This window comes from Rhodococcus sp. T7, assembly GCF_009872365.1.
Taxonomy (GTDB): domain Bacteria; phylum Actinomycetota; class Actinomycetes; order Mycobacteriales; family Mycobacteriaceae; genus Rhodococcus_F.
Window position 1 is genome coordinate 1 of record NZ_WXYH01000091.1, and the last position, 9498, is coordinate 9498.

Genomic DNA, 9498 nt, shown 5'->3' on the forward strand with positions numbered 1-9498 from the left:
CGCGGACAGATCGTGGCCGCCCTGCGCCTGCTCGAACGCAAAATGGTCACCCTCCCGCCCAAGAAGCATGGGAACATCCCGCTATGAGTGTCGGCGAATCATTGGACAGAGTGACGGATCTCCCCGAGGACGACATGCGCACCGAGACCAAGTCGGATGCGGCGTCGCCGGTCAACGGGTCCGCAGCCACGACGCTCCCGAACGGCGCGGCCACCGACCTGCCTGCCGATGCGGACGGTGCGGCCGGTCCGGCCCGCGAGATGTTCCTGAAGGTGGTCAAGGGGGCCCCGTCCGACGGGGAGATCGCGGCACTCGTCGCGGTGCTGTCCGCGGTCGCCGCCGCAGGCAGTGGTGATCCGGATTCGGGTGTCCCGCCCGAGTCCTGGGGCGCCCCCACCCGGATGCACCGGAGCATCGCCCCGTTCTCGCCGTACGCGTTCCCGAACGTGTCGGCGTACCGGCGTTGATCCGGGCCTCGTGACGTCCTTCGTTCTCGCCTCGGCGTCCCCGGCGCGGCTGGCTGTGCTGCGGAGCGCCGGGGTGGAACCGGTGGTGCGAGTCTCCGGGGTCGACGAGGACGCCCTCATCGCGGCACTCGGTGCCGCCGCCGCTCCCGAGCACGTCGTCACCGAATTGGCCCGCGCCAAGGCGAAGGACGTCCTCCCCGTTCTCGCACGGGACGGGATCTCGGATGCCGTGATCGTGGGATGCGACTCCATGCTGCTGATCGACGGCGCCCTGCAGGGCAAACCCGGGACCGTCGACGTCGCGCGCGAGCGCTGGTCGTCGATGGCCGGCCGTAGCGCGACCCTGCTCACCGGGCACAGCGTCCTGCGGATCACCGAGGGCGCGGTGGTGGGTGACGCACACGACCACAGCGCCACCGTGGTCCATTTCGCGAGCCCACCGGACGCCGATCTGGAGGCCTACCTGGCGACCGGGGAACCTCTCCAGGTCGCGGGTGCGTTCACCCTCGACAGCCTCGGCGGGTGGTTCGTGGACCGCATCGAGGGCGACCCGTCCAGCGTGATCGGGATCGGTCTGCCCCTCGTCCGGAGGTTGCTCGCGGACGTCGGCGTCGGCGTCGCCGAGTTGTGGGCGACGTCAGGCCGCGGCGACTGACCCGTCGTCGACCGGCTGGTTCCGGCGCGGCAGGGTCAGCGATGCCACCCCGATGGCCGCGGCGACCGCCGCGATGATCCAGAGGATGCGGCGTTCCCCCTGCAGGAACGCCTCGCCTGCCGCACTGCGGGTCGCTTCCCTGGCCGCGACCACCGCGGAGTCGGCGATCTGCTGTTGGGCCTCGCCGAGCGGGGTTCCTCCCGATACCGGTGAACGACACTCGTCGGGCACCTTCATCGGGGACGTGGACCCGAGCTGTTCCGACGCGCACCGCACGAACGTCTCCTCCGCGCGCGGGATCAGCCCCGGCGGCACCCCGACCTCGGCGAGCTGAGCGGTGAGCGCCGGCCGCTCGGCCTGGACCGCGTCCGCCGACTGCGTCGCGACGAGGTTGAAGAACACCACCCCGATCACCGCGAGCCCGATCGAACTGCCCACCTGCTGAACCGTCGGCAGCAGCCCGGACACCGAACCCGCGTTCTCCGGTCGCACGGTCGCGAGGATCGCCGTCTGGAGCGGCGCCACGAACAATCCGAGCCCGGCTCCCCCGATGAACAGGGGCCCGGCCAGCGCCGACCACCTCGGGTCGGTGCCCTCGTGTTGCAGTTGCGCCGCCAGCACGACGAGGGAGCCCGCGAAGAGCGCCATCCCCGACGGCAGGACGAGGTTGCCCATGCGCCGGTAGACGGCGGCGGAGGCCAGCGCCGCGAGACCGGTGCCGAGTGCCCACGGCAGCGTCATCATCCCGGCCCGCAGCGGTGAGAACCCGAACCCGAACTGCAGGGTGAGGGAGATGGTGAAGATCAGTGACGTGAGCGTGCCGAAGAACACGAACGCGAGGGCCGCGCCCAGCGAGAACGCGCGGTCGGTGAACAACTCCAGGCGCAGGACCGGGTCGCCGCCGCGGCGCCCGAGCCGCCACTCGTAGACCACGAAGGCGATCAACACCGGAACCGAGCACAGCAGCATCACCACGATCGACGTCGGCCAACCACGTTCGCGTCCTTCCGCGAGCGGAAAGATCAGAAGGAACAGCCCGACTGCCGACAGCACGGCGCCGCCCACGTCGAGTTGGCGAACACCGTCCGGCTTCGCGTCGACGAGGTAGAAGTAGCCGAGGACCAGGGCCGCGAGACCGAGCGGGAGGTTGACGAAGAAGATGAGCCGCCAGCCCCAGCCGAAGAGGTCCCACTGGATGAGAAGTCCGCCGACGAGCGGGCCGCAGATCGTGGCGAGCCCGATGGTCGCGCCGTAGATCCCGAACACCCGCGGGTGGGCCCGTTTCGGGAAGAGGCCCGAGATGATGGCGAACGTCTGAGCCGACATCGACCCTGCCGCCAGGCCCTGCAGCGCCCGCGACACGACGAGAGCGGTCGGCGTCTGGGCGAGCCCGCAGAGCAGTGAGGCGACAACGAAGGCGGCCAGTGCGGTGAGGAAGACGCGCCACCGGCCGAGGAGATCACCCAGTCGCGCCGCTGTGATCAGCGAACACGCGAAGGACAGGGTGTAGACGCTCACCATCAGCAACTGCGCCGACACCGAGGCGCCGAGGTCGACCGCGATGCTCGGCAGCGCGACGTTGACGATGGTCGCGTCCAGGAGTTGCATGAACACGGCGGCGAGACTGGTGGCCAAACCCAGCCAAGGGACCCACCGACCGAGTTCGCCCCGATAGAGTGCGTCACGCTGCGTCACAGGCATCCGGACAGGCTAGCGGTTCGAACCTCACGGGTTGCTGTGAGGTTGTTCCGAAGTTGCTGGATAGTACGCGAAGAACTTGCAGCGTAGAACCCCTTTGCCCGACACTTGACTAAACTGGAACCGGCCTGTAATCAGTCTCATACTTCTTTACCTCTCGCGGTAAGGCACTCGGTGCCGCATCCTCTTGCGAGAAGGCCGTGCCACACCCGACCGATCTCGCAACCTCGATTCGACACCAGGAGCCGCTCGATGGACTTGAACTTGATCACCCACTGGAAGCCGGAACCTGGGCGGGTCGTCGAGTGGAAAGTCACGGACGCGAGTGCACGTGCGGCCGCCGAAGCTCCGGTGGATCCGGCACTGCCGACGACGATGCAGGAGCGGCACCTGCGGCGGGCCCGGCTGGCGGCGAACAACGGCGAAACCCAGTCGCCGTGGATCGGCATCGCGTTCGACTTCCCGGGCAGACTCGACCGCGCGGCGATGACCCGGACGCTCGAGCGCTACGTCCTGCGGCACGACACGCTGCACAGCTGGTTCTCGTTCGCGGACGCGGACGCGGACCCCACGGACACCGGCAACGCGGTCCGGCGGCACGTCGTGCCCGCCGACGCCATCGCGCTCACGGCACACGAGGGCGAGACGCTCACCACCCCCGAACAGGTCCGTGACCACATCGCCGCGCGCTTCGCGAACGACACGAGCGCGCTGGCCTGGCCCGCGTTCGTCTTCGGTGTGGTGGAGCACTACGACGCCGAGACCGCAGGGACCGAGGACAGCTTCACCCTGTTCCACGCCGTCGATCACGCGCACACCGACATGCAGTCGATGATTCTCACGTTCGCCGAGACGCGGATCATCTACCAGGCCGAACTCGACGGCACCGCGCCCGAACTTCCCGATCCGGGGAGCTACGTGGAATACAGCAGGCAGGAACGAGAGAAGGCGGCGACGCTGACACTCGCATCCCCCGAGGTGCACGGCTGGATCGGTCACCTCACCCGCAACGGGGGCAGCTTTCCGAGCTTTCCGCTCGACCTCGGGGCGTCCGACGCCCCCAAGCCGGCCATCGGCAGCCGATTCGACCTCGCCGACGCCGACGAGTGCGAGCGATTCGGCGCCGTGTGCAAGGCACACGGTTCCAACTTCATCGGCGGGGTGTTCGCGGCCCTCGCCATCACCGAACACGAACTGGTCGGACGCGACCGCTACATGGCGCTCTCCCCCGTCACCACCCGCAACGACCCGCAGTTCTACTGGTCCCAGGGGTGGTTCATCAATCTCATTCCGGTCGGATTCGCCCTGGAGGAGGCCACGACGTTCACCGGGCTCGCCGGGCGCGCGCAGGACGCCTACCGTTCGGGCAAGGCTCTCGGTGAGGTGTCCGTGCAGCAGGTGATCGACACCGTTCTCGCCGAGGCCGGCCCCGCGGCGACGTCGCAGCACACCACGCTCGCGCCGCCGCCGATCGTGTCGTACATCGATGGGCGACGGTTGCCGCAGACCGAGAGTTTCGTGTCGACCCGCGCGACCGGCATCGTCGGTGGCAAAGCCACCCAGATCGCGTCGATCTGGATCAACCGCGTTTTCGAGGGCACGTGGATGGCCATCTCGCATCCGGACACGGAGGAGGCGCACCGGTCGGTGACCGCGTATGCCGAACGGTTGTCGGCGATCATGAAAACCGTGGCCCGCGAAGGCGATTACACGGTGACGCCGTTCGCGCCGGCGGCCGCGGAATCCGCGACTGCCACAGGGGTGGAGTAGTGCACGTCACGTCGATCGACCGGTACATGCTCGAACCCGGCCTGGTGACGGAATGGTCCGTCGCGCCGGGCGAGGTGTCGGCCTCGGCGGTGCCGCCGTCGTACAACCAGCAGTTCCATCTCGACACGGCGCGCACGCACGGGGTCGGCCGAAGCGTCTGGATGGCAGCGGCTTTCGACCTCCCCGGCCGGCTCGACCGGAACGCGCTCGCGCAGGCGCTGGTGCATTTCATCCGGCGTCACGACACGCTGCAGACCGGCTTCGATGTGAGCCCGGACGCGATGGCCCGGGTGGATCTCGACCCCGACGACATCACCGTCGTCGCGTCCGAGTCCTCGGTGACGACGTCACCGCACGAACTCCGCGACCATCTGCGGTACCGGTTCACCGAGGCGTGCGATCCGCTGACGTTCCCCGCCTACCTGTTCGCGACCATCGAGCGCGACTCGCACTACACCGTGGTCAGTGCGTTCGATCACACACTCGTCGACGGGTATTCGCTCGTCATCGCGCTGGGCGAACTCCGGCAGATCTATCAGCGAATCATCGGGCTCGGCCGCTCAGGTGTGCTCACCGAGGCGGCGCTGACGGAGGAACTCGGTGATCCGGGGAGCTTCCTGCGGTACTGCGAACTCGAGGCGGAGGCGCCGGTCACCGAGATCGGCGACCCCCGGGTGCGTGAATGGGCCCGCTTCTACCAGCGCTGCGGCGGCACCGCGCCCAGTTTTCCGCTCGATCTGGGTGTCGAGGCAGGCAGGCCCGCCCCGCAGGGTGCCGACGTGCGTCCTCTCCTCGGCGCCGCGGGCACCGACCGGTTCGAGGAGATCTGCCTGGACTCCGGGGGAAGCCTGTTCACGGGGACGCTCACCGCGATGGGTCTGGCCGTGCACTCGATCAACGGCACCGACCGGATGCCGTTGCAGTTTCCGCTGCACATCCGCCAGGACCCGCAGTGGGCCAACGCGATCGGGTGGCTCACGACGAGCGCGCCGCTGACGGTCGAACTGACCCCCGACTGCGACTTCCAGTCCTCGCTTGCGCACACCCACGCCTCGTTCCGCACGGCGCTCACGCTCAAGGGTGTGTCGATGGCTCAGGTGCGGGAGGCGCTCGGTGACGGATATCGCCGGACCCGCACCGATGTGTTCATGGTCTCGTACATCGACTACCGCAAGCTGCCGGGCACCGACGATCACGACGAATTGAACGCCCACCACATCAGCAACGTGACGGTCGCGGACGACGCCCAGTTCTGGATCTCACGCACCCAGCGGGGTCTCGCGCTGCGGTCACGGTTCCCGGAGACGCCGACGGCGCGGCATGCGGTCACGGAGTTCGTGGTACGGCTGCGGGAGATCATGCGCGACATCTGCGAGAACGGTGTCACTCCCATCGCGGAACTCACCAGTCAGCTGAACCTGGAGGGCACTCCGGTCGTCTGACCGCGGGAGGGCTCGAACAGTTGCCGCCGCATCCCGAAGGCGATCCTGGCCGCTTCGGCCTTGGCCTGCTGTGCGACGTCGCCGAGGAACAACTCGTCGACGCTGGACGTCCACAGCTCGACCCAGCGGTCGAAGTGCCGGCCGGTGAATCCGTGCCTGCCGTGCAGCCCCCGGTGCACGGCACCGACGCTGCCGCGGTAGACGCCGGTGCGCAGCAGGATCGTCTCCCAGAAGTCGCAGATGACGGGCAGGTGGCCGTCCAGGCCGATCACGGCGAGCGTCTCGAATGCCGGTTCGAGGACCGGGTCGGCGAAGGCCCGGCCGTAGAAGTGCCGGAGCAGCAGTTCCAGGTCGGCGCGCGTCGTGATGTCGGGCATGGGGCCTCCGTTCGGGTGCGAATCTACGCGCCCGCCCTCACCGTCCTCACCGTGCTCGGAAGGTAAGTGTGAACGCCGGTCGGAAGAACTTCCGGCGTCCGCCTAGAATTGATCCGTCCCCGTCGCATCTGCCCCAGGAGCCCACCCGTGCCCGTAGCGCCAGATCCCACCCAGTCCTTCGCCGAGTACGCCAATCCCGGTCGGCTCGTGTCGACGGAATGGCTGTCCGCGAATCTGGGCACACCCGGCCTCAAGGTCGTGGAGTCGGACGAGGACGTGCTCCTCTACGACGTCGGTCACATTCCCGGCGCCGTCAAGGTCGACTGGCACCTCGACCTCAACGACCCGGTGACGCGTGACTACATCAACGGTGAGCAGTTCGCCGAGCTGATGAGCCGCAAGGGCATCAGCCGCGACGACACCGTCGTGATCTACGGCGACAAGAGCAACTGGTGGGCGGCGTACGCCCTCTGGGTGTTCACGCTGTTCGGACACGAGGACGTCCGTCTCCTCGACGGCGGCCGCGACGCGTGGATCGCCGAGAACCGGGACACCGCGTTCGACGTCCCCGAGACCTCCCCCACCGACTACCCGGTGGTCGAGCGCAACGACGCCCCGATCCGCGCGTTCAAGGACGACGTCCTCGATCACCTCGGCAAGGGTCCGCTGATCGACGTCCGGTCGCCGCAGGAGTACACCGGCGAACGCACCCACATGCCCGACTACCCGGAAGAGGGCGCCCTCCGCGGCGGCCACATCCCGAGCGCGCAGAGCATTCCGTGGGCCAAGGCCGCCGCACCCGACAGCCGTTTCCGTTCGCGCGGTGAACTGAACGAGATCTACGGCGGCGTGTCCGCCGACGACGACATCGTGGCGTACTGCCGGATCGGTGAGCGTTCCAGCCACACCTGGTTCGTCCTCACCCACCTGCTCGGTTATCCCAACGTCCGCAACTACGACGGTTCGTGGACGGAATGGGGCAACATGGTTCGCGTTCCGATCGTCAGGGGTGAAGAGCCGGGAGACGTTCCCGGCGCAACGTCATGACCGCACTACCCGATTCGCTCGCCGAGATCGTCGACGACTTCGCCGCCGTCGACGGCTCGGACAAGCTGCAGTTGCTGCTGGAGTTCAGCCGCGAACTGGCACCCCTGCCTGCCGAACTCGAGCAGGACGCGATGGAACCGGTGCCCGAGTGCCAGTCGCCGCTGTTCCTGTCGGTCGACGACTCCGATCCGGAGCATGTGCGACTGCACTTCAGCGCGCCCGCGGAGGCACCGACGACGCGGGGTTTCGCATCGATCCTGCACCAGGGCCTCGATGGGCACAGTGCTGTCACCATCCTCGGCATTCCGGACGATTTCTACTCCGCGCTCGGGCTCGCCGACGCCGTCAGTCCGCTGCGGCTGCGCGGCATGTCGGCGATGCTCGCGCGAATCAAGCGGCATCTTCGCGGCTAGGCAGGGTCTGAACACATACCGATGGAATTCACCGAACTTGCCGACTACCCCGTTCCGGTGGGTGCGCTCACCGAATGGCTGCCGTGCGCCCGCTCGGAGTGGGAGGACGATCCCCGTCCTGCTTCGTACATCCACGAGGCGCATCTACGCCGGTGCGCCGATGCCGACGGTCGCGAATCCTGGCTGGGCACCGCATTCGAGATCCACGGAACGCTGAACGTCACCGCGTTCCGGACCGCGCTGGAGAAGTGGACCGATCGCCACGAGGTGCTGCGCTCGCACACGACGTTCGACACGGAGACCGAGCGGGTGCGCCGGAGGACCGTGCCGCAGGGCGGGCTGCACGTGGGGGTCGTCAGCCACGGTTACGACGCCGCCGGTGGCGACAACTTCGCGCACCTGCAGCAACTGTTCGACGAGTACGCCTCGCCGCACAGTTGGCCGTCGTACGTCTTCGCGACGCTCGAGACCGTGCAGCGCGACCGGTTCACGGTGTTCTTCGCGGCGGATCACTCGATCATCGACGGGTTCTCCATCGTGCTCGTCGCTCACGAGTTGACCGCGCTGTACGAAGAAGCGCTGTCCGGCCGCACGGCCAACCTGTTCCCCGTCGGCAGCTACATCGACTTCGGCCGCGAGGAGCGCGAGATCTCCACCGCCGCCGAGGTCAAGCGTGAGGCGCTCGACGTGTGGCGGTCCGCACTCGAGGGGCCGGGACTACCCGAGTTCCCCCTGGAAGTCGGCCCGCGCACGACGTACGCGCAGCAGAACCTGTCCGCCTGGATACTCGACGCCGATCAGGCCGCGGCGTTCAACTCGGCGTGCCGGGAGGCGGATGTGGGGTTCTTCCCCGGCCTGCTCGCGTGCCTCGGCTTTGCCGGTGCGGAAGTGGCGGGCGATGACCGCTTCCGGACGGTCACTCCGGTTCACACCCGGCACTCCCCGCAGTGGGCGTCCGCGCTGGGCTGGTTCGTGGGTCTGAGCCCGATCGACTTCGAGGTGACGTCGGACGACTTCGCCGCCGTCGCCCGCGAGGCCGCCGACAGCGTGGCCCGGACGAAACCGATCTCGGTGGTCCCGTTCGACCAGATCGAGAAGGAACTCGACATCCCCATCCGGCCGCGCTTCGTCGTCTCCTACATGGACGTCCGGTTCGTGCCCGAAGCGGGCCGCTGGCACGAACGTAACGCCCGGGCGCTGCGGAGCCGGCAGTACACCCACGACGTGTACGCGTGGATCAATCGCACCCCCCGCGGCGTCAATCTGGCGGTCCGATATCCGGGCAACGACATCGCCGCCGCGAGCGTCCACACGTGGGTCGCGAGCCTCCGCAGGCAACTGGAACAGGTTTCAACCAGCTACCCTTCGGTAGGGTTGCACAGCGTCGGACAGGCCTGACGGCAATATTCGGTCCGGTGGCAACACCGATCGGTTCGGTGCCTAGACTCCGAAGAGATGCCGTAACCCACCGCCGGTGAACACCCCCGGGGACCACCGCGGAGACAGACCACGCGAACCACAGGAGGCTCAGTGCCCAGTCATGCCAGCGCGCACATCACGAAGGTGCTCGTCGCGAACCGCGGTGAGATCGCAGTGCGGGTGATCCGGGCCGCCGCCGACGCCGGCCTG

At 68.2% G+C, this 9498-nt stretch carries 10 protein-coding genes; 8 read left to right on the forward strand and 2 right to left on the reverse strand.

Translation table 11 applies throughout. The annotated features are described in order from the left end of the window. Nucleotides 1–110: 110 nt before the first annotated feature. The gene (locus tag MLGJGCBP_RS11475; protein WP_160095678.1) at nt 111–467 is read left to right on the forward strand and encodes an acyl-CoA carboxylase subunit epsilon; all 357 of its coding nucleotides are present in this window, start codon (nt 111–113) and stop codon (nt 465–467) included. Between the two features lie 10 nt (nt 468–477). Next, a complete protein-coding gene (locus MLGJGCBP_RS11480; RefSeq protein WP_087562059.1) occupies nt 478–1122 on the forward strand; it encodes a Maf family protein in 645 nt (214 codons plus the stop codon). Here the strand turns inward: MLGJGCBP_RS11480 and MLGJGCBP_RS11485 are convergent. Further along, nucleotides 1105–2823 carry an MFS transporter gene (locus tag MLGJGCBP_RS11485; protein ID WP_160095666.1) on the reverse strand — a complete coding sequence of 573 codons (1719 nt, stop codon included), beginning with the start codon at nt 2821–2823 and terminating at the stop codon, nt 1105–1107. The two genes, MLGJGCBP_RS11480 and MLGJGCBP_RS11485, sit on opposite strands and share 18 nt — an antisense overlap. 249 nt (nt 2824–3072) lie before the next feature. On the opposite strand from MLGJGCBP_RS11485, the gene MLGJGCBP_RS11490 reads away from it, so the two are divergent. Together MLGJGCBP_RS11490 and MLGJGCBP_RS11495 are read left to right on the forward strand one after the other, a co-directional pair. Beyond that, on the forward strand, nt 3073–4590 hold the full coding sequence (locus MLGJGCBP_RS11490; protein ID WP_160095668.1) for a condensation domain-containing protein: 1518 nt from the start codon (nt 3073–3075) through the stop codon (nt 4588–4590). Beyond that, nucleotides 4590–6032: a condensation domain-containing protein gene (locus tag MLGJGCBP_RS11495; protein WP_087562062.1), complete on the forward strand. Its 1443-nt coding sequence runs from the start codon at nt 4590–4592 to the stop codon at nt 6030–6032. The genes MLGJGCBP_RS11490 and MLGJGCBP_RS11495 overlap by 1 nt, the downstream gene beginning before the upstream one ends. Here MLGJGCBP_RS11495 and MLGJGCBP_RS11500 read toward each other — a convergent pair. After that, nucleotides 5999–6409 (reverse strand): group III truncated hemoglobin, encoded by a 411-nt coding sequence (locus MLGJGCBP_RS11500; RefSeq protein ID WP_160095670.1) that lies wholly within the window; start codon nt 6407–6409, stop codon nt 5999–6001. The two genes, MLGJGCBP_RS11495 and MLGJGCBP_RS11500, sit on opposite strands and share 34 nt — an antisense overlap. Before the next feature lie 147 nt (nt 6410–6556). Between MLGJGCBP_RS11500 and MLGJGCBP_RS11505 the strand changes: the two genes are divergently transcribed. The 4 genes from MLGJGCBP_RS11505 to MLGJGCBP_RS11520 all read left to right on the forward strand — a co-directional run. Beyond that, complete coding sequence (locus MLGJGCBP_RS11505) at nt 6557–7456, forward strand: sulfurtransferase (protein WP_072951493.1); 900 nt, start codon at nt 6557–6559, stop codon at nt 7454–7456. Next, nucleotides 7453–7869 carry a SufE family protein gene (locus tag MLGJGCBP_RS11510; protein ID WP_160095672.1) on the forward strand — a complete coding sequence of 139 codons (417 nt, stop codon included), beginning with the start codon at nt 7453–7455 and terminating at the stop codon, nt 7867–7869. The genes MLGJGCBP_RS11505 and MLGJGCBP_RS11510 overlap by 4 nt, the downstream gene beginning before the upstream one ends. Nucleotides 7870–7890: 21 nt before the next feature. After that, nucleotides 7891–9267, forward strand: a complete 1377-nt coding sequence (locus MLGJGCBP_RS11515; RefSeq protein ID WP_160095674.1) for a condensation domain-containing protein — start codon at nt 7891–7893, stop codon at nt 9265–9267. 132 nt (nt 9268–9399) lie between these two features. Further along, a partial coding sequence (locus tag MLGJGCBP_RS11520) for a biotin carboxylase N-terminal domain-containing protein (protein WP_160095676.1) occupies nt 9400–9498 on the forward strand: 99 nt, incomplete at its 3' end.

Coding starts and splice junctions, on each gene's coding strand:
- MLGJGCBP_RS11485 (WP_160095666.1), bottom strand. CDS start 2,823: ATGCCTGTGACGCAGCGTGACGCACTCTATCGGGGCGAACTCGGTCGG.
- MLGJGCBP_RS11490 (WP_160095668.1), top strand. CDS start 3,073: ATGGACTTGAACTTGATCACCCACTGGAAGCCGGAACCTGGGCGGGTC.
- MLGJGCBP_RS11500 (WP_160095670.1), bottom strand. CDS start 6,409: ATGCCCGACATCACGACGCGCGCCGACCTGGAACTGCTGCTCCGGCAC.
- MLGJGCBP_RS11510 (WP_160095672.1), top strand. CDS start 7,453: ATGACCGCACTACCCGATTCGCTCGCCGAGATCGTCGACGACTTCGCC.
- MLGJGCBP_RS11515 (WP_160095674.1), top strand. CDS start 7,891: ATGGAATTCACCGAACTTGCCGACTACCCCGTTCCGGTGGGTGCGCTC.